This is a genomic window from Microbispora sp. H13382 (assembly GCF_014161445.1).
In the GTDB taxonomy this organism is placed as follows: domain Bacteria; phylum Actinomycetota; class Actinomycetes; order Streptosporangiales; family Streptosporangiaceae; genus Microbispora.
In genome coordinates, this window is sequence record NZ_JABBXA010000002.1 from 166,068 (window position 1) to 185,786 (window position 19,719).

Annotated in this window: 16 protein-coding genes; 11 read left to right on the forward strand and 5 right to left on the reverse strand. The window is 70.1% G+C overall.

Annotated elements, in window-relative coordinates:
* Nucleotides 1-89: 89 nt before the first annotated feature.
* The 3 genes from HHX41_RS04585 to HHX41_RS04595 form a co-directional block, all read right to left on the reverse strand.
* Nucleotides 90-1,454 carry a glycosyltransferase family 87 protein gene (locus HHX41_RS04585; protein WP_182904932.1) on the reverse strand — a complete coding sequence of 455 codons (1,365 nt, stop codon included), beginning with the start codon at nt 1,452-1,454 and terminating at the stop codon, nt 90-92.
* A 103-nt stretch (nt 1,455-1,557) separates the two neighbouring features.
* The gene (locus HHX41_RS04590) at nt 1,558-4,119 is read right to left on the reverse strand and encodes a transglycosylase domain-containing protein (protein ID WP_182904933.1); all 2,562 of its coding nucleotides are present in this window, start codon (nt 4,117-4,119) and stop codon (nt 1,558-1,560) included.
* A 402-nt stretch (nt 4,120-4,521) separates the two neighbouring features.
* Nucleotides 4,522-4,905, reverse strand: a complete 384-nt coding sequence (locus HHX41_RS04595) for a DUF5318 family protein (RefSeq protein WP_169983617.1) — start codon at nt 4,903-4,905, stop codon at nt 4,522-4,524.
* A gap of 125 nt (nt 4,906-5,030) precedes the next feature.
* Here HHX41_RS04595 and HHX41_RS04600 point away from each other — a divergent pair, with 125 nt between their 5' ends.
* Nucleotides 5,031-5,669 (forward strand): PadR family transcriptional regulator, encoded by a 639-nt coding sequence (locus HHX41_RS04600; protein ID WP_030508612.1) that lies wholly within the window; start codon nt 5,031-5,033, stop codon nt 5,667-5,669.
* A 13-nt stretch (nt 5,670-5,682) separates the two neighbouring features.
* Nucleotides 5,683-6,762 carry an inositol-3-phosphate synthase gene (locus HHX41_RS04605; protein ID WP_169983616.1) on the forward strand — a complete coding sequence of 360 codons (1,080 nt, stop codon included), beginning with the start codon at nt 5,683-5,685 and terminating at the stop codon, nt 6,760-6,762.
* Between the two features lie 72 nt (nt 6,763-6,834).
* On the opposite strand, the gene idi is transcribed toward HHX41_RS04605, so the two are convergent.
* Nucleotides 6,835-7,434 carry an isopentenyl-diphosphate Delta-isomerase gene (gene idi, locus HHX41_RS04610; RefSeq protein ID WP_169983615.1) on the reverse strand — a complete coding sequence of 200 codons (600 nt, stop codon included), beginning with the start codon at nt 7,432-7,434 and terminating at the stop codon, nt 6,835-6,837.
* Nucleotides 7,435-7,534: 100 nt separating this feature from the next.
* Here idi and HHX41_RS04615 point away from each other — a divergent pair, with 100 nt between their 5' ends.
* Complete coding sequence (locus HHX41_RS04615; RefSeq protein ID WP_169983614.1) at nt 7,535-8,833, forward strand: MFS transporter; 1,299 nt, start codon at nt 7,535-7,537, stop codon at nt 8,831-8,833.
* A gap of 4 nt (nt 8,834-8,837) precedes the next feature.
* Here the strand turns inward: HHX41_RS04615 and HHX41_RS04620 are convergent, their stop codons facing one another.
* The gene (locus tag HHX41_RS04620; protein ID WP_182904934.1) at nt 8,838-10,274 is read right to left on the reverse strand and encodes a CCA tRNA nucleotidyltransferase; all 1,437 of its coding nucleotides are present in this window, start codon (nt 10,272-10,274) and stop codon (nt 8,838-8,840) included.
* A gap of 142 nt (nt 10,275-10,416) precedes the next feature.
* Between HHX41_RS04620 and HHX41_RS04625 the strand changes: the two genes are divergently transcribed.
* The 8 genes from HHX41_RS04625 to trxA all read left to right on the forward strand — a co-directional run bounded on the left by HHX41_RS04625 (nt 10,417) and on the right by trxA (nt 19,697).
* A complete protein-coding gene (locus tag HHX41_RS04625) occupies nt 10,417-10,953 on the forward strand; it encodes an aminoacyl-tRNA deacylase (RefSeq protein WP_182904935.1) in 537 nt (178 codons plus the stop codon).
* Between the two features lie 46 nt (nt 10,954-10,999).
* Nucleotides 11,000-13,237, forward strand: a complete 2,238-nt coding sequence (locus HHX41_RS04630; RefSeq protein WP_182904936.1) for a hypothetical protein — start codon at nt 11,000-11,002, stop codon at nt 13,235-13,237.
* 35 nt (nt 13,238-13,272) lie between these two features.
* Nucleotides 13,273-14,871, forward strand: a complete 1,599-nt coding sequence (gene murJ / locus HHX41_RS04635) for a murein biosynthesis integral membrane protein MurJ (protein WP_169983610.1) — start codon at nt 13,273-13,275, stop codon at nt 14,869-14,871.
* A gap of 279 nt (nt 14,872-15,150) precedes the next feature.
* Nucleotides 15,151-16,650 (forward strand): serine/threonine protein kinase, encoded by a 1,500-nt coding sequence (locus HHX41_RS04640; protein WP_310741773.1) that lies wholly within the window; start codon nt 15,151-15,153, stop codon nt 16,648-16,650.
* Between the two features lie 60 nt (nt 16,651-16,710).
* Nucleotides 16,711-17,301: an RNA polymerase sigma factor SigM gene (gene sigM, locus HHX41_RS04645; protein WP_169983608.1), complete on the forward strand. Its 591-nt coding sequence runs from the start codon at nt 16,711-16,713 to the stop codon at nt 17,299-17,301.
* On the forward strand, nt 17,291-18,214 hold the full coding sequence (locus HHX41_RS04650; RefSeq protein ID WP_182904938.1) for an anti-sigma factor: 924 nt from the start codon (nt 17,291-17,293) through the stop codon (nt 18,212-18,214). The genes sigM and HHX41_RS04650 overlap by 11 nt, the downstream gene beginning before the upstream one ends.
* Nucleotides 18,215-18,365: 151 nt before the next feature.
* On the forward strand, nt 18,366-19,295 hold the full coding sequence (gene trxB, locus HHX41_RS04655; protein ID WP_182904939.1) for a thioredoxin-disulfide reductase: 930 nt from the start codon (nt 18,366-18,368) through the stop codon (nt 19,293-19,295).
* A gap of 78 nt (nt 19,296-19,373) precedes the next feature.
* Entirely contained in the window at nt 19,374-19,697 is a 324-nt protein-coding gene (gene trxA, locus HHX41_RS04660) for a thioredoxin (protein ID WP_310741774.1), read from the forward strand.
* The last annotated feature ends 22 nt before the right edge of the window (nt 19,698-19,719 follow it).

Sequence of the window (19,719 nt, forward strand, 5' to 3'; positions counted from 1 at the left end):
ACTCTCACGCGACGGTACGCGATGCCTCGGCTCGGACGGCTCCCGGCCGCGCCGCGAGGGGTGCCAAATCCGATGTAAGTTTCAGGGCTTCACACCGTCTCCGGCTGCTGCCGCGCGCCCCGCGCGAGGAGCGAACGGCGCAGTACGAGGCGGTCCTCGGCGCCGTCGAAGACCCCGCCCGACGGGTCGTCGGCGTCCGCCTGGCGTACGACGTCGTGCTCGGGCCGCAGGATGTCGCGGACGACGAGCGCCATGAGGATGACGATGGTCAGCGCCCGGGCCCAGACCGACAGGAAGTACGAGTCGTCGCCGATGCCGAGGGCGGGTTCGCCGGTCTGGGTGACCAGGTAGAGCCAGATCGAGAAGAAGTACCAGCACTCGGCGACCTGCCAGGCGGCCAGCGCGCCCCACCTGGGCCTGGCCAGCACCGCGAACGGCACCAGCCACAGGACGTACTGCGGCGACCACACCTTGTTGGTGATCATGAAGGCGGCCAGGGCGAGGAAGCACAGCTGCATCAGGCGCGGCCGGCGCGGCGCGGCGAGCGCCAGCACGGCGACGCCCAGCAGCAGCACCGCCAGCGCGGCCATGGCCATGGTGTTCAGCTTCTCCGGGTCACCGAGAAAGGCCAGGAAGCCGGGCCTTTCCATGCCGAACCACTGGGTCTTCTGGAAGAAGAACCACAGCCCGCCCCAGTCGGCGCCGCGCTCGCTGCTGAACGCGTAGAACCGCTTCCAGCCCTCGAAGTTGACCAGCATGATCGGCACGTTCACCAGCAGCCACGTGAACGCCGCCGCGGCCGCCGTCTTCAGGAACGGCACCCACTTGGCCGTACGTGCCGTGAGCAGGAACAACGCGCCGAAGAACATGAGCGGGTAGAACTTCGTGGCCACGGCGAGGGCCAGCAGCACGCCCGCGAGCCACGGCCGGTCCTTGGCCCAGGCAAGCAGGCCGCCGAGCGCCAGCGCCCCCGCGGCCAGGTCCCAGTTGATGTACGCGGTGAGGATGACGGCCGGGCCGACGGCGTACCAGAGGGCGTCCCAGCGGCGGGCCGGGCCGGCCAGCGCGGCCGTCAGCAGCACGCCCGCGACCAGCGAGATTCCCATGAGGACGACGGTGACGTCGTAGAACACGATCCCGTCGCCGCCCGCGAGCCGACGGGCGAACTCCATGATCCCGCCGATGCCGACCGGGTATTCGACGGGGTAGTCGACGTAGGGGACCTTGCCCTCGTTGAGCTTCTCCGCCCAGAACAGCGGATAGATGTCGGTGTAGCAGAAGTTGGTGAACTGCCCGACACCGCCGTTCCAGGCCCCGCCGAACCGGCAGGGATACTTCCACAGGTACGCGAGAACGGCGCCGAGCCCCGCGAGAAGCCCGAGAGGCAGGTACGGCACCGCCCGCGCGGCGACCCCGGGCAGCGGGGCGGAGTCGTTCGTGGTCCGGGTCGTCATGCTCGGTATTGCACCATCCAACGCCTCGGATTGGCGACTCCGCCAACCGGAAGGGCCCGCGGCGGAGGTCGCCACGGGCCCTTCGGGAGTGCTTGAGCGAGGCTCAGGCGCCGCTGCCGTCCTTGCCGGCGCCGGGCCCGGAGGGCATCGCCGCGGGGATGTTCAGCGGGACGTCGTTGCCGGCTCCTGGGCCGCCGTCCTGGCCGCCCTGGCCCGGGTCGTCGCCGAAGCCCCGGCCGCCACCGTGGCCGTTGTCACATCCCGGGCCGCCGTCGTAGCAGCCGTTGTCGTCGAGGAAGTCGTTCGGGATGTCGTTGGGGAACCCGCCGTCGTCCGGTTCCGGGCTCGGCGTCGGCGTCGGGCTCGGCACGATGTTCTCCGGGGTGCCCAGCCCGGCCTTCTGCGGGAACTGCTCGACCGGCTTGCCGGCGAGCGCCTCCATCATGAACGTCCGCCAGATCGTGGTCGGCGGGCCGGCGCCCTCGAAGCCCAGCGACACCTCCTTGACATGGGTGTACGGGTTGTTGGGGCCGTACTTCTTGCTCGGTTTCCCCCCGGGGGTGGTCGGGCAGTTGGAGTACAGCGGCTGCACGGTCTTGCCGCTCTTCGTCACGCACTGCTCGCGGTACATGCCGACCGCGACCGACAACTGCGGGGTGAAGCCGACGAACCAGGCTTCCTTCTCGTCGTTGTTGGTGCCGGTCTTGCCGGCGGCCGGGCGGCCGATACCCTTGCCCGCCGCCGTGCCCGACTTGAGGACCTCCTCCATCGCCGCCACGGAGTCGGCCGCCGCCTCGGGCGTGATCACCTGCTTGACCTCACGCCGCTCGGCGATCACGACCTCCTTGTCCTTCCGGACCTCCTTGACGACGTGGTAATCGACGTGTTTGCCCTCGTTGGCGAAGATCGAGTAACCGGCGGCCTGCTCGACGGGGGTGACCAGGGCGCTGCCGATGGAGAACTGGTACTTGTGCTCCTTGATGTCGTTCTCCAGCCGGCCCTTGTCGAGGCCGGCCTCCTCCGCGATCTGCTTCACCGCGCTGAGCTGCCCGATCGTGCCGTTCGCCTCGTCGAGCTTGTACGCCATCGAGGCGAACGCCGTGTTGATCGAGTGCGAGGTCGCATAGATGGCGTTGATGGCGGCGGGCACCGAGTGGCCGTTGGTGATACCGCCCTTCGCCTGGCCCGGCAGTTCCTTGGGCACGGTCTGGTTGCCGGGCAGCCAGCTGTTCAGGCTGTAGCCGGCGTCCAGCCAAGCGGCCAGCACGTACGGCTTGAACGCCGAGGCGGCCTGCTTCTTGGAGTCGAACGGCTCGTTCCAGGGGTCCTTGACGTAGTCGTTGCCGCCATAGAACGCGAGCACACGCCCAGTCTGGGGATCCACGGCGGCCAGACCGGCGTGGAACTCCTTCGACATGGTGGAGGTGGTGGCGGTCACCGCCTTTTTGGCGGCCTGCATGAGCCTCTTGTCGAAAGTCGAAATGATCTTGTAGCCGCCGCTCCTGACCTGGTCGGGCGACAGGTTCATCCGGGTCTTCAGCTCCTGCAGCACCTGGATGACCATGTAGCCCTTGAGGCCGCCGAGGTAGTTGGCGTTGCTCTCCTTGACGGGCTTGGGGAACTTGGCCGTGCCCGGCAGCTTGCCGTACTTGGCCGGGTCGAGGGCCGCCATGGCGTTGATGACATCCTTGAACCGGCCCTGCAGCTGCGGGGAGTCGGCGTCCAGCGCCGGCGTCTGGATGCGCGCGGCGAGATAGGCGCCCTGCTCCGGGGTGAGCTGATCGACGTGCTTCTTGAAGTACGCCATCGCGGCGGCCTCGATGCCGTACGCGCGCCCGAAGTTCACCGTGTTGAGGTACTGCAGCAGGATCTGATCCTTGGTCATCTCCTGGTCGAGCTTGACCGCGACGAAGATCTCCTTGAACTTCCGCTTGATCGAGACTTCCTGGCTGAGGCCGTCGTAGTAGTTGCGGGCCATCTGCTGGGTGATCGTCGAGGCGCCCTGGAGCTGCTGGCCGGTCGCGGTCATCCAGACCGACCGGACCATGCCGGGGATGGAGATGCCGGAGTCGTCGCGGAAGGTCTTGTTCTCGATCGCGATGACGGCGTCCTGGACGTGCCGCGGCACCTTCTTGATGTCGTTCACGATGACGCGCGGGGTGCCGACCTTGGCGATCAGCGTCTTGCCGTCGTTGTAGTAGATGGCGCTGCCTTCGGCGATCGCGTCCGCCTGGGTCGCGGTCGGCGTCGGGGTGTTGGCGTACGCCACCGCGATCATGCCGAAGGTGCCGACGGCCAGCACGGTGAAGGCCGCCACGAGGATCTTCCAGCTCGGCAGGAAGCGCTTCCAGCCCGTACGGCGCGGCTTCTCGTCGTCCTCGTCGAAGTCGTCGAAGTCGCGCGGGTCCCGCGGGCCGCGCCCGCCGGGCCCTTCGGGGCCGCCCGGTCCACCCGGGCCGCCGGGGCCGCGACCGCCCCGGGCCGGGGGCCTGCGGCGACGGCCGCCGGTCTGGATCGCCTCGGTGCTCTGCCCGTCGGCATCCCCGCGGCGGCCACCCGCCGGCATGCCCATCGCCTGGGTGCGCTCGTCGGCGCCGGGGACGCCGGGGCGGCCGGGACCACCGAGACCGGCGGGACCGGCGGCGTAACGCGGGTCCCGGCCCATCGGTCCGCGAGGTCCCTGCTGAGGTCCCTGCTGGGGTCCCTGTGCCGGTCTCTGCGGCGGGCCCGGGGGCACCGCGTTCATCGCCGCGGTGTCCTCGAAGGCCGCGGCCTCCCGTCGGCGCTGCTCCGGTCCTGCGGGCCGGGCATCGCGCGGCGACTGCGGAGCCGGGCCCCTGCCGGGCTGTCGCGGCAGAGCGGGCTCGCCGTACTCGTCGGATTCCCGGGCCGAGCGACGACGGCGCCCAGGGCGGGATGATCCACCGGAGCCCGAGGCGTCCTCGGGACGGCCGGTCGGCTCCGGTCCGTAGCTGCTGTTAGTCACGCGTCCTCGTCAGGTGTTTCGGGGAATGAATCGACGTCGGCCGGCAGGCCGGCGGGCGGTCCTCCTGGAGGTGGAGGTCGCCTACGAAGAAGGGCCCGGGGGATCGGCTGTTCCGAGGACGAACGACACCGCCAGGTGGTTCCAGGAACAACCTTGGCAGACCTCCACCACGTAGACCCGGAATTCGCGGTATTCCCGAGCCATCGCGCTGAGCTCGGCCAGCCCTTTCGCCTGGCCGGCCGCCCGTCCTAGTTCGTCCCCATATACGTATGTGACGTTGGTCACGTTCATTCGTTCACATATGGGGCAGATGCGGCTCGTGGGCTCTCCGTGGAACCGAGCCGCGCGCAGCAGATAAGGGTGTGCGTCGCACACCTCCCGTGCCCGCATGCGGCCGGTGCGGACGGACTGCACGGCCGCCCGCTTCGCGAGGCCGTAGTCCACGACCGACCGCTGTGACCACATACGGCCAGATTACGGCCCTTTGCCAAATCTTGCCCAACCGTTGACCCGTTGCCATATATGACGCCCCGACGTATCCTGCGGATGTATCGAGTCGATACATCGGTCGGACACAGGAGGTGGTTCCAGTGACGGGCTCTCGTGGAGGTGTGCTGGAGCTCGCCGTCCTGGGATCGCTGCACGAAACGCCGCTACACGGCTACGAGCTGCGCAAACGGCTCAACACGCTGCTCGGCATGTTCCGTGCGTTCTCCTATGGCTCGCTGTATCCCTGCCTCAGGGGCCTGCTGAACGAGGGCCTCATCGCCGAGGAGGAGCCTCCTGAGGACACGGTTCTCGGCCGCAGGTCGAAGATCGTGTACAAGATCACAGCGGAGGGGAAGGAGCGGTTGCAGGAGCTGCTCAGCCAGTCGGGCCCGTCCTCCTGGGAGGACGAGAGCTTCGGCATCCACTTCGCCTTCTTCCGCCATACGGAGGCGGAGGTGCGCCTGCGCATCCTGGAGGGCCGCCGCAGCCGCCTGGAGGAACGACTCGACCGTGTCCGCGAGGCTCTCGCCCGTACGAGAGAGCGCCTGGACAGCTACACGCTTGAGCTCCAGCGCCACGGGCTGGAGTCGGTCGAGCGCGAGGTCCGCTGGCTCAACGAGCTCATCGACTCGGAACGACGGAGCCGATCGGCTCCCGGCGAGGGGGATCACCCCCCGGATCCCGCGCAAGCCGTACAGGAAGAGACCCAGAGGGCGGACACGCCCGAGGCAGATAGGTAAAGGAGCGAGTGCTATGGGTTCGGTGCGCGTAGCCATCGTCGGTGTGGGCAACTGCGCCTCATCGCTGGTGCAGGGCGTCCACTACTACAAGGACGCGGATCCGGGCAGCCGTGTGCCGGGCCTCATGCACGTGCGGTTCGGCGACTACCACGTCGGCGACGTGGAGTTCGTCGCGGCCTTCGACGTGGACGCCAAGAAGGTCGGCCGTGACCTTTCGGAGGCCATCGTCGCCTCCGAGAACAACACGATCAAGATCTGCGACGTGCCGCCGCTCGGTGTCACCGTGCAGCGTGGCCCGACGTTCGACGGGCTGGGCACGTACTACCGCGAGATCATCGAGGAGTCGGACGAGCAGCCGGTCGACGTCGTCCAGGCGCTCAAGGACGCCCGGGTCGACGTCCTGGTGTCCTATCTCCCGGTGGGCTCGGAGGAGGCCGACCGCTTCTACGCGCAGTGCGCGATCGACGCCAAGGTGGCCTTCGTCAACGCGCTGCCGGTCTTCATCGCCTCCGACCCCGAGTGGGCCGCCAAGTTCACCGAGGCCGGCGTCCCGATCGTGGGCGACGACATCAAGTCGCAGGTCGGCGCCACGATCACGCACCGCGTGCTGGCCAAGCTGTTCGAGGACCGCGGAGTCGAGCTGCTGCGCACCTACCAGCTCAACTTCGGCGGCAACATGGACTTCATGAACATGCTGGAGCGCACCCGCCTCCAGTCCAAGAAGATCTCCAAGACCCAGTCGGTCACGTCGCAGATCCCGCACGAGATGGCCAAGGCCGACGTCCACATCGGCCCGTCCGACCACGTGCCGTGGCTGGACGACCGCAAGTGGGCCTACGTCCGCCTCGAGGGCAGGTCGTTCGGCGACACCCCGCTCAACCTGGAGTACAAGCTCGAGGTCTGGGACTCGCCCAACTCGGCCGGCATCATCATCGACGCGGTCCGCGCGGCCAAGATCGCCCTCGACCGGGGCGTCGGCGGCCCGCTGCTGTCGCCCTCGTCCTACTTCATGAAGTCGCCGCCGGAGCAGTACTCCGACGACGCCGCCCGCGAGGCCGTGGAGGAGTTCATCCGCGGCACGATCGAGCGCTGACGTCCGTCGTCCACCGCGTGTCCCGCCCCGGCTCCGTCGATCGGACCGGGGCGGTCCCACGTCCGGCGGGTCTCAGGGGTTCGCGCTGAGCGGGCGCGCGGCCGGCGGCAGGGCCGCGGGGTCGGCGACCGGCCAGGCCAGCGGGTCCGGCCCGAGCGCGACGAGCTGGGGCACTTGCTTCCGGGCCCAGGGCGAGATGTCCAGCTCTCCGCTCATCACCTCGGCGGCGAAGCGCGTCCAGGGCTCCCACCGGACCGCGCCCACCTCCTCGGCGTTGGGCGCGGCCTCCTCCGAGACCACGGCACGGTAGACCGGGCACAGCTCGTTCTCCACCATGCCGTTGTCCATCACCGCCCGGTAGGAGAAGCCCGGCAGGATCAGATCGACGGACTCGACGGCCAGGCCCAGCTCGAACCGGAGGCGGCGGATCACCGCCGACGACAGGGGCTCGCCCGGCAGCGGGTGCCCGCAGCAGCTGTTGGTCCACGCGTCGGGCCAGGTCAGCTTCGTGCCCGCCCGCCGGGACAACAGCACGCGGCCGCGCCGGTCGAAGACGTAGCTGGAGAACGCCAGGTGCAGTGGAGTGTCGGCAGTGTGGACGGAGGACTTGGGAGCGGTGCCGATCGGGTTGCCCTCGCCGTCGAGCAGCACGACATGTTCCTGTGAGGTCACTCTGCGAGAGTACGTGATCACCTCGATGCTGGTGTGACGGAGGGGCTTTATCAGGGTTCATCCTGATGCCCGGCACTGATCGCCCGCGTAGGCTGTCGCCGTGTCCTACGTCTCCGATCTGCGGGTGGTCCTGCGGGGGTCGAACTTCCGGCGGCTTTTCGCCACGCGGCTCGTCTCGCAGTTCTCAGACGGGATCTTCCAGCTGGCCGTAGGCGGCTACGCGTTCTTCAGCCCGGACCGGCAGGCCAGCGCGACCGCGATCGCGGCGGGCCTCGCCGTGCTGCTCCTGCCGTACAGCGTCCTCGGGCCGTTCGTCGGGGTGTTCATCGACCGCTGGTCGAGGCGGCAGATCCTCGTCATCGCGCCGTTCGTACGCGGGACGCTGCTGGTGCTGGCCGCGGGTCTCGTCGCGGCGGGGGCCTCCGACGGCGTCTTCTACGCGGCGGCGCTCGGCGTCCTCGCGGTCAACCGATTCTTCCTGGCGGCCCTCGGCGCGTCGCTGCCGCACGTCGTGCCGAACGAGCACCTGATGATGGGCAACGCGGTGACGCCCACGTCGGGCACGGTGGCCACGTTCATCGGGATGGGCGCCGGCGTCCTGCTGCGCATGGTCGCCGGATCCGGCGACGGGGGCGTGGCGGTGCTGCTGGTCTGCTCCGGCCTCGTCTACGGGCTGAGCGCGCTGATCGCGCGGACGATGGAGCGCTCCCTGCTCGGCCCCGCGTACGACCCGGACCTCCCGCAGGCCCGCGAGGCCGTACGGAACGTGCTGACCGGCCTGGTGGACGGCGCGCGGCACCTCGCACACCGGCGTTCGGCGGCGGCGGCCCTCGGCGGCATGGCGGTCCACCGCCTCATGTTCGGCATCTCGACGGCGACGGTGGTGATGCTCTACCGCTACAGCTTCACCACGAACCCCGACGACGCGCTGAAGGGCATCACGCTCGTGCTGGGCGCCGTCGGGGTGGGCAGCTTCGCCGCGGTGCTGGTCACGCCGTGGGCCACCGACCGGTTCCGGATCGAGACCTGGGTCCCGATGATGCTCGTGACCTGCGGCGTCCTGGAGTTCGCGCTGTGCGCGACGTTCCACGAGTGGGCGTTCGTGGCCGCCGGGCTCGTGATCGGCGTCGCCGGGCAGAGCGTGAAGATCTGCGCGGACACCGTCGTGCAGCGTGACGTCGAGGACGCCTATCTCGGCCGCGCGTTCTCCGTGTACGACATGCTGTTCAACGGCATGACGGTCCTCGGCGCGGTGCTGGCGGCGGCGCTGCTGCCGCCCGACGGCAGGTCCTATCTCGCGCTCGGCGTGATCGGCGTCGGGTACCTGCTCGGCGCGGTGCTGTACCGGGTGGTGCTGCCCACCACCACACGAAGGCCGCCGGTCCCCGCCGCCGACTGACCGCCTACGACAGGATTCCGGTGTCGCGGGCCCAGGCGAGCAGGGCGTCCCTCGCGGCCTCCTTGCCGATCAGGCCCTGGTCCATGCGGATCTCCAGCATGTGCTTGTAGGCCCCGCCGACGACCGGGCCCGGCGGCACGCCGAGGATCTCCTGGATCTCGTTGCCGTCCAGCTCGGGCCGGATCTTGGCCAGCTCCTCCTCCTCGGCCAGCCGGGAGATGCGCTCCTCCAGCTGGTCGTAGGTCCGCGACAGGGCCTGCGCCTTGCGCTTGTTGCGGGTGGTGCAGTCGGCCCTGGTCAGCTTGTGCAGGCGTTCGAGGAGGTGTCCCGCGTCGCGGACGTAGCGGCGCACGGCGCTGTCGGTCCACTCCCCCGTCCCGTAGCCGTGGAAGCGCAGGTGCAGCTCCACGAGCTTGGACACGTCGGACACCACGTCCTTGGGGAACTTCAGCTCGGTGAGCCGCTTCTTGGCCATCTGCGCGCCGACCACCTCGTGGTGGTGGAACGACACCCGGCCGCCGGGCTCGTTGCGCCGGGTCTTCGGCTTGCCGATGTCGTGCAGCAGGGCGGCCCATCGCAGCACCCGGTCGGGGCCGGCCGTCTCCAGCCCGATCGCCTGCTCCAGCACGATCAGCGTGTGATCGTAGACGTCCTTGTGCCGGTGGTGCTCGTCGATCTCCAGCCGCAGCTTGGGCAGCTCCGGCAGAACGTGGGCGGCGAGCCCGGTATCCACCAGCAGCGCCAGCCCGGCCCTCGGGTACGCGCCGAGGATCAGCTTGTCGAGCTCCTCGCGGATGCGCTCGGCCGAGACGATCTCGATGCGGCCGGACATCGCGGTCATGGCCTCGACGACCTCGGGCGCGACCGTGAACCCGAGCTGACCGGCGAACCTCGCCGCGCGCAGCATCCGCAGCGGGTCGTCGTCGAACGACTGCTCGGGCCTGCCCGGTGTCCGCAGCGTCTTCGCGGCGAGGTCCGGCAGCCCGCCGTACGGGTCGGCGAACTCGTGCTGCGGCAGGCGTACGGCCATCGCGTTGACCGCGAAGTCGCGCCGGGCGAGGTCGCCGTCGAGCGAGTCGCCGTACATCACCTCGGGCTTGCGCGAGGCGGGGTCGTACGACTCGCTGCGGTAGGTCGTGATCTCCAGCAGCCACCCGCCCTTGCGCACGCCGACGGTGCCGAAGTCGATCCCGATCGTCCAGACGGCGTCCGCCCAGTCCTTGACGATCTCCAGCACCCGCTCGGGACGGGCGTCCGTGGTCAGGTCGAGGTCCTTGCTCGCACGGCCGAGGAGGACGTCGCGGACGGAGCCGCCGACCAGGGCCAGCTCGTGCCCCCGGGCCGAGAACAGCTCACCGAGCTCGTCGGCGACCGGGGCGATCCGGCGGAACAGTTCGTTCACGGCGCGCTGCTGGCTGTCGCTCAGATTTGAAACGGACAAGGCTGGGTAGGTCCTTCGGTCACGGAACAGAAACTCTCCCCCGATGGCCAGGTGGTCGGGTGTCGCCCAGGGGGAGACACACCTAGCGATCACCAGGCCACGGACGGTTCGGGGGCGCTGGACGACGCAAGGAGCACCCGAGATGAAAGACGCTCTCGCGATTCACCGCTGGCTCCTCGCCCACCAGATCCACCATGAGATCGTACGTCTTCCGCGCCCGTTGACATGCTCGGACGAGCTTCCCGAGGTGCTGGGGGTCACTCCCGAGACGTGCCTGTGCGTGTCGCTGTTCGAGGTGTCGACGCGCGGACGGACACACGAGGTGGCCGTGGTGAGCGCGGTGAACTCCTGTCCCGGGCCGGCGGAGGTGGGCGCCGTCCTGCGCGCCCACAGGGTAACCCCCGCGTCCGCCTACACCGTGAACTCCGCGACCGATTACGCGCACGGCCTGGTCTGCCCGCTGTTGCTGCCCGACGATCTGACCGTTCTCGTGGACCAGCGGCTGATGGAGCGCATCGATCCCGACGAGGTCGTCCACACCGCGACCGGCGAGCGCCGGACCGCGTTGCGGTTGCGCGCCATCCACCTGTTCGACCTGGTGGCGGCCAAGACCGTCGACCTGAGCACCGCCCAGAGGAGAGGTCTCGCGAGCCTGGTGAGTCCTATGCGGACGGCATAGGCCATAGCATTCTGGGCGTGCGCCGTACCTCACCGCCGGCCGGCACATGATCCGTAAGGCCGCGCTGCTGACATTGCTGACCGCCCTGCTCGCATCCCCCGCGGGCATGGCCGGTACGGCTGTCGCGGCGCCTCCGGGTCGTGTCGCGGCGGCGGCTCCGGCCGATCCGCTCCTCGTGAGCGAGGTCACGCCGGAGGTCGTGCGCACCCCCGCCGCGCCCGTGACGGTCGCGGGAACCGTGTCCGGCACGCCGGGGTCCTCCGTACGGGTCGCCGTCCGCTACTCCCGGGGCCGGCCGTTCGCCTCCCGGACGGAGATGGCGGCCTACCTGGCCGAGCAGGGGTACGGGACCACCAACTGGAGCACCAGGATCCAGGCCACGCCGCTCGACCAGTCGGGGAAGCTCCCCTTCCGGTTCACCGTGACCCCTCAGGAGCTGGGCCTGCCCCGGCCGGGGGTCTACCCCTTCGAGGTCGAGGTGACCGACGCGGCGACCGGCCAGCGGCTCGGGATCGAGAGGACCTTCCTGACGTACGCCCCCAAGGGCGAGCAGATCCCCACGGTCAAGCTGGCCGTCGCCCTGCCGCTCGTGGACCGGCCCCACCGGGCCGACGACGCGACGTTCATGGACGACGACCTGTCCGGCTCGCTCGCGTCCGGCCGCCTGGCGTCGCTGCTCCAGACCGCGCAGGACACCGGCGACGGCGTGACCTGGTTCGTGGACCCCGCCCTGCTCGACGACGTCCGCGTCCTGTCCTCCGGCCCCCGGAGCGTGAAGGGCACGCGCAAAGCCGCCGACCCCGCCGCCGGCCAGTGGCTTAACGGACTGCGCAGCGCGCTGACGGACAAGACCGTCGTCGCCACGCCGTACGGCGACCCGGACGTGGCCGCGCTGGTTCACCACGGCCTCGACAAGCAGGCCGCGGCGTCCGTACAGCGCGGGGCCGCGCTCGCGACCGAACTGCTCGGCCGGGAGATCCGCGGCACGACCGCGTGGCCGGCCGGCGGCAAGATCGACCGCGACGCGGTGGACGAACTGGCGATGTCGGGCGTCACATCCGTGCTGCTGTCGGGGGACGCGCTGCCGCCGCGGGCCGCCACGCAGGACGGGCAGCCCGTCCTCCCCCCGGCGCCGACCACTCCCGACGCCGCGGCCAGGCTCGACACCGTCGCGGAGAACCCGGTCACCGCGCTGCTCGCCGACCCCACGCTCAGCACGCTCCTCGGCGGGGACGTGTCCGCTCCCGGGACCGCGATGCTCGCGCGGCAGCGGTTCCTCGCCGAGACCGCGATGATCGCCTTCGAGCAGCAGAGCCAGCGGACCGGCCAGTTCGGCCAGTTCGGGCAGGTCGGCCAGACCGGCCAGACCGGGCAGGACACGACGGCGAAGACGGCCTCCCGCACAGTGATCGCGGCGCCCGAGTCGCACCTCTGGACCCCCGACCCGGCGTTCGTCTCCGGCCTCCTGCAGGCCGCCTCCGCCGCTCCCTGGCTGCGCATGACCTCGCTCGACTCGGTCAAACCCGGCCGGGCGGGAACGCCGCGCGGCGACCTGACCTACACCGATCGCGACCGCCAGGCCGAGCTGAGCCGCTCCTACCTGGCCACCGTACGGAAGCTGGAGCGCAAGGCCGACGCCGTGGCCACCGTCACGGAGGAGCACACGGACGTCTTCCACACGGCCATACTCCGGCTGGCCTCCGCCTCCTGGCGAGGCGACGGCAAGCGGGCGGTCTCCTTCGCCGGCCAGGTGCAGAAGGCGATCGACGACCGCATCGGCCATGTGTCCGTGCTCGACACCCCGCGCGCCGTCGCGGGCAGCAACGGCCAGGTCCCGGTGAGCGTGGCCAACAACCTGGACAAGGACATCCAGATCAAGGTCCGGGTCACCTCGGCCAGCAAGTCACGGCTCGCGATCGACCGTCCCGGAGGGGTCTACGTGACCCCCACCACCAGGATCCTCGCGGGGCGCAGCCAGCTCGTGAACGTGCCGGTGATCGTCCGCAACGAGGGCGGCGACGCGAGCATCTCCGTGCAGCTGCTGACCGACGCGGACGAGAAGTACGGCAGCGCGGTGCGCGTCGTCGTGCGCGCGACCGGCTACACCGGCATCGCCCTCGTCATCGTGGGTGCGGCCGTGGTCATCATGCTGGCCGCCGTGGTGATGCGCGTCCTGCGCCGCAGGTCGCGCAAGGCGTTCCCGTTCGACGGGCCGAGGGACGAGGAGGGCCCGCCCGGGGACCGGCCGGGAGCCGTCCCGGCCGAGCGCACCCAGTCACCGTAGTTGGGACCATCCGGAGGAAGGCGGCCAGGAACACCATGAGCAGGATGCTGCGGGCCAGCGCGATCATGGCGGCCGGGACGATGGTCTCGCGGCTCACCGGCTTCGTCCGTACGGCGATGCTCGCCGCCGCCATCGGGACGTTCGCCCTGGGCGACGCCTACAACGCGGCCTACATGATCCCGTACATCCTGCTGGACCTGCTGCTCCAGGGCGTGCTGAGCAGCGTGATCGTGCCGGTGATCGTCCGGGCGCAGCGGCGCGACCCGGACGGGGGCCAGGCGTTCGAACAGCGGCTGATGACGCTGGCGGTGATCGTGCTGACGGCCGTCGCGCTCGTCGGCGTGCTGCTGGCCCGGCCGATCATGGACCTCTACACGGCCTCGAACTGGTCCGAGCACAAGGTCGAGGTGGCCGCCACGCTGGCCAGGTACATGCTCCCCCAGATCGCGTTCTTCGGGATCGGCTCGCTGGCCGGGGCGATCCTCAACACGCGGGACAGGTTCGCCGCTCCGATGTGGGCGCCGGTGCTCAACAACCTCGTGGTCATGGGAGTCCTGGCCGCCTACTACGCCGTCGCGTCGTCCGACATCGACAAGGTGAGCGATCGCGACCTCTCGCTGCTCGGTCTCGGCACGACCGGCGGCATCGTGGCGCAGGCGGCAGTTCTGATCATCGCGCTGCACCGGGCGGGCTTCCGGTTCCGTCCCCGTCTCGGGCTGCGCGGCTCGGGGCTGGGAGAGGCGGCCAGGGCCGCCGTGTGGACGTTCGCCTACACCGGCATCACGCAGATCGGTTTCTGGGTCACCACCAAGCTCGCGACCGGTGCGGGCGCACGGGCCCCCGGCGCCGGCAACAGCGCGTGGGCGTACGCGTTCCAGCTCTTCCAGCTCCCGTACGGGATCATCGCGGTCTCGGTGATCACGGCGATGCTGCCGAGGATGAGCAGGCACGTCGCCGACGGCGAGCTGGACTCGGTGCGCACGGAGTTCGCCTCGGCGGTGCGGCTGGTCTCGTCCGTCATCGTCCCCGCGGGACTGCTGCTGATGGTCCTCGGCCCGTCGGTCACCACGCTGATCTTCTCGTGGGGCCGCATGACCACGACCGACGCGATCTACATCGGCCACGTGCTGCAGGTGTTCGGCGTCGCGCTCGTGCCGTTCTCGATCTTCCAGCTCCTGCTGCGGGTCTTCTACAGCTTCGGCGACACCCGCACCCCTGCGATCATGGCGGGGGTGAACGTGGCGATCAACGCGACGCTCAGCCTGGTCGCCTACTTCACGCTTCCCGACCGGTACGTCATCATCGGGCTGGCGTTCGCCTACCTGATCACGTACGTCGTGCTCTGCGTCGTCGCGTGGGTGCTGGCGAGCCGGAAGGTCGGCGGGCTCGACGGCCGTGAGGTCACCGCCGGACTCGGCCGGATGTACGCGGCGGCGATCCCGGCCGCCGCGCTGGCGCTGGCGGTCCTGTGGCTGGCCAGGGAGCTCACCTCGATCACCGCGGTGAGCTCGGCCGTGGTGCTCGCGGTGGGCGGCGGCGCGGGGCTGCTGCTGTACATGGTGGCCGCGCACCGGCTGCGGGTGCCCGAGGTCCGCTCCATCATTGGACTTGTCGCAAGCCGGGTAGGACGGTAAGAGTCCTCAAGAACGACCGGCGACTGGAAGGTAACCCAGAAGTCCGATTCGGACGTTTTCCATCGGGAAGGCGGGCACAAGCGGCACGGCACTAGCATGGTGCGCCAGGGAGTGCGTCCCGCAGATCTTGCCCAACCGGTGGAGGCGGCAGGCAGGAGGGTCTCAGGGACGCGATCTGGAGTATCGGACCGGCGAGCGGAAGCGGGAAGGCGTGGGCGGAACCACCCGGCATCGGCTGATGCATGCCGACGGGCCGCGGAGCGGGGCGGCCGTATGAGCATGTCCACAGTCGAACCGGGGACCCGGCTGGCGGATCGGTTCCGCCTCGAGGACCGGGTGCACGAGTCCGGCGGCGCGACCCTGTGGAAGGCCCTGGACGAGATCCTCGCCCGGCCGGTGGCGGTCCACACGTTCACGCCCGACTTCCCCCGGGTCCAGGAGGTGGTCACCGCCGCCCGCCTGGCGAGCCGCCTGACCGACCCCCGCCTCACCCAGGTCTTCGACGCGGCCGACGAGGACGGCACCGCGTACGTCGTGAGCGAGTGGGTGAGCGGAGACTCGCTCCTCGACCTGCTGGAGAGCGGGCCGATCGAGCCCGAGCGCGGCGCGGCCCTGGTCGCCGAGGCCGCCGAGGCCCTGGCACACGCGCACGCGGCCGGCCTCACCCACCTGCACCTCACCCCCGGCCGCCTGGTCTGGACGAGCGGCAGCACGGTCAAGCTCCTCGGACTCGCCGTCGACGCCGCGATCCTCGACCTGAGCAGCGACGAGCCCGCCCGGGAGGACGCCGAGGGGCTGGGCCGGCTGCTCTACGCGGCGCTGACCGGCCATTGGCCCGGCGACTCCGACTGCGGGCTGCCCGCGGCGCCGCTGGACGACGGCAAGGTCTGCACACCACGGCAGGTCACCGCGGGAGTTCCCGGCTATCTGGACGCCATCACCTGCCGCGCGCTGCTGCAGGAGCCGCGACGAGGTCATCCGCCGCTGGCCACCCCGGCCGACGTGGCCGAGGCCCTCGCCGAGGTGCCCCGCCCCGCGCCGGCCCCCGTCACCACCGCGCCGCCCGCGCTGAACCTGCGCAGCGAGGCGCCGGATGGGCCGGCGATGTCGACCATGCCGCCGCGCATGCCGTCCCACCAGATGACGATGGTCCCTCCGCCGCGCCCGCAGACGGGCACCGCGAGCAAGATCCTGCTGACCGTCATCGTCCTGCTCGTGATGGCCGCCGTCGGCGTGGGCGCCTGGACCGTGGGCAAGAACCTCGGCAACACCCCGAGGGGAGTGGCCCAGTCGGACGCCGCGCGGCCCCCGTCCCCCTCGCTCAAGCCGGTCACGGTCAAGGCGGTGAGCGCGGCGGGGTTCGACCCCCTCGGTTCCGACCGCGCCGAGAAGCCGGAGATCGCCCCGCTCGCCATCGACGGCAAGCCGTCCACCGACTGGCACACCGACAGCTACAGCAGCGCCGACCTGGGACGGCTCAAGGACGGCGTCGGGCTCATCCTCGACATGGGCAAGCCGGTCCCCATCGCCGACGTGGTCGTCTCCCTGGGCAACGGAGGCGGCGCGACGGTGCAGCTCAAGGTGGGCGACGCGGCGGAGCTGTCCTCGTTGAAGACCGTGGCGGAGAAGAAGGGCGCGTCGGGTTCGGTGACGCTCACTCCGGAAAAGGCCACCACAGGCCAGTACGTTTTGATCTGGTTCACCCGACTTCCCCCCTACAACGGGCAGTATCGTGGCACTATCTACGAGGTAACGGTGCACTCCCCCGGATCGGCATAGCAGGGACTTGTGAACTCCCCACCAGACAATCCCCCGACGGCTGAGCATGCGCGCCGCGCGATGTCCGATGCCGATCTGCTGACCCGCCATCTCGGCGGTGACCCTCACGCGTTCAGCGAGATCGTCAGGCGGCACCGCGACCGGATGTGGGCGGTCGCCCTGCGTACGCTCGGCGATCCCGACGAGGCGGCCGACGCGGTCCAGGACGCTTTCGTCTCGGCGTACCGTAAGGCGGACAGCTTCCGCGGCGAGGCGGCGGTCACGACGTGGCTCCACCGCATCGTGGTCAACGCCTGTCTCGACCGCATGCGCCGCAAGTCGGTGCGCCCGATCGCCGACGACGAGCTCATCGAGGCCGCGGAGCGCGAGACCCCGGCCACCGACCACGCGGGCGAGCGCGAGGTCTCCCTGGAGGTCACGGCGGCGCTGAAGCTGCTGCCGCCCGACCAGAGGGCGGCTCTCGTGCTGGTCGACATGATGGGGTACGCGGTGGACGACGCGGCGGCGGTGCTCGGGGTCCCCCCGGGCACGGTGAAGAGCCGCTGTGCGCGGGGCCGCGCGAAACTCGCCCCGATTCTTTCGCATCTACGGAACCGATCTGACCTCACTCGCGTCTCATCCGGGAAGGGAGCAGAACTTCGTGACGGGTGACACGCACTACGACCTGGAGGTTCTCGCCGAGCTGGCGGAGGGTCTCCTCGACGACACGACGGCCCGGCGGGTCCGCGAGCATCTCGCGGTCTGCGACCCCTGCGGGGAGAGTCTTGCCGACCTGGCCGCGGTCCGCGAGGTCCTGGCGGCGATGCCGGTGCCTGCGATGCCTCTGGGCGTCGCCAGGCGCATAGACCGGGCGCTGGCCGCCGAGGCTCCGGACTGGGACCGCATCATGCGGGACGCCCCCTGGGACAGCGCTCCGCTGGAGAGCGTTCCGTGGGAGACGGTCGAGCCTCTGGTCGAAACCACGGTGGCCGATTCCGTGGAGCCGGAGCGCGAGCCCGCGCCGGTCGCTCCACTGGGAGTCGTCGCCGACGACGGCACGATCCGGCCGGCCAGGCGCCGCTCCGGGACGCGTACGACGGGCGGGAAGGCGTCCAGACGGCGCGCTTGGGCCATGCCTGCCGTGGCCGCCGCGGCCGCGGCCGTGGTGATCGGCAGCGGTGGTCTCGCCACCGGCCTGCTCTCGCTCGGCGACTCGCCGTCGCAGCAGGTGGTGAGCCAGGGCGAGCCCGGCCAGAGCCCGGCCAAGGTCCAGGCGCTGACCTACTCGACCTACGCCAGCGGCCACAACTACACCAGCCGGGAGCTGCGCGGGCCGCTGCTGGGGTATTTCGGCGTGGCGCCCGGCTCGGGCACCAACGAAGACGAGGACCTCGACACCTGCGTCAAGCGGTTCTCGAACGAGCTCGACCGCACGCCGATCGGCGTAGACAAGGCCCTCTACAACGGCAACGAGGCCACCATCATGGCGTTCTGGGAGGACAAGAGCATGAACGCCGTCCGGGTGGTCGTCGTGGACTCCGGGTGCCGCAAGCTGCGCCCCGAGGGTCTGGCCAGCTGGAAGTGACCACACGGCGAGAGCCGTACCATCAGCAGTGACGAAGCCCCCCGCGACCTCCGGGGGGCTTCGTCATGGCAGGGGTCGGCCCGGGAATGACCGGGGCCTAGGATCTGTTGACGGCACTGCATATCCACCGGGATCGAAGAAGGCGGGTCCGTTGAGCGACGTTCGGAACGTGATCATCATCGGGTCGGGGCCGGCCGGCTACACGGCGGCCGTCTACACCGCGCGCGCGGACCTCAGGCCGCTCGTCTTCGAGGGCTCGGTCACCGCGGGTGGCGCCCTGATGAACACCACTGACGTGGAGAACTTCCCCGGGTTCCCGGACGGCATCATGGGCCCGGACCTGATGGACAACTTCCGCAAGCAGGCCGAGCGGTTCGGCGCCGAGCTGGTCGCCGACGACGTGGTCGAGGTGGATCTGCAGGCCGACCCGAAGGTCGTCAAGACCTACACCGACACCTACTACGCCAAGGCGGTCATCCTGGCCACCGGTTCGAGCTACCGCGAGCTGGGGCTGGAGAACGAGAAGCGGCTGTCCGGCCGGGGCGTCTCCTGGTGTGCCACGTGTGACGGGTTCTTCTTCCGTGACCAGGACATCGTGGTGGTCGGCGGCGGTGACACGGCGATGGAGGAGGCGATCTTCCTGACCCGGTTCGCGAAGTCGGTGACGGTGATCCACCGCCGCGACTCGCTGCGCGCCAGCAAGATCATGCAGGATCGGGCGTTCGCGAACGAGAAGATCCGCTTCGTCTGGGACAGCGAGGTCGCCGACGTGCTCGGCGAGGAGCGGGTGTCCGGGGTGCGGGTACGCAACGTCAAGACCGGCGAGGAGACCGACCTCCCGGTGGGGGGCGTGTTCATCGCGATCGGGCACGAGCCCCGCACCGACATCGTCAAGGGTCAGGTCGATCTCGACGAGGAGGGGTACATCGTGGTCGATTCCCCGTCGACGCGCACGAACATCGACGGAGTGTTCGCGGCCGGGGACGTCGTCGACCACACCTACCGTCAGGCGATCACGGCGGCCGGGACCGGGTGTGCGGCGGCACTCGACGCCGAGCGCTGGCTGACGCTGAACGCCTGAGCCCCGGCATCGGGAATGCGGGGACGGTCCCCGCGGTTGTCTGCACCGCCACACCACTCACGCAAGGGGAGAGATACCGTGGGCGCGATCAAGAGCGTGACGGACGCGAGCTTCGAGGCCGAGGTCCTCAAGAGCGACAAGCCGGTTCTGGTCGACTTCTGGGCCGAGTGGTGCGGTCCGTGCCGTCAGGTCGGGCCGATCCTCGAGGAGATCGCCACCGAGCACGCCGACAAGCTGACGATCGTCAAGCTGAACATCGACGAGAACCCGGTCACGCCGCGGGACTACGGCGTGCTCCAGATCCCGACGATGAACGTCTACAAGGGTGGCGAGGTCGTCAAGCAGATCATCGGCGCCAAGCCGAAGGCCATGCTGCTGCGCGAGCTCGACGGCGTCATCTGACGCCGCTGCCGGCGGCACCACC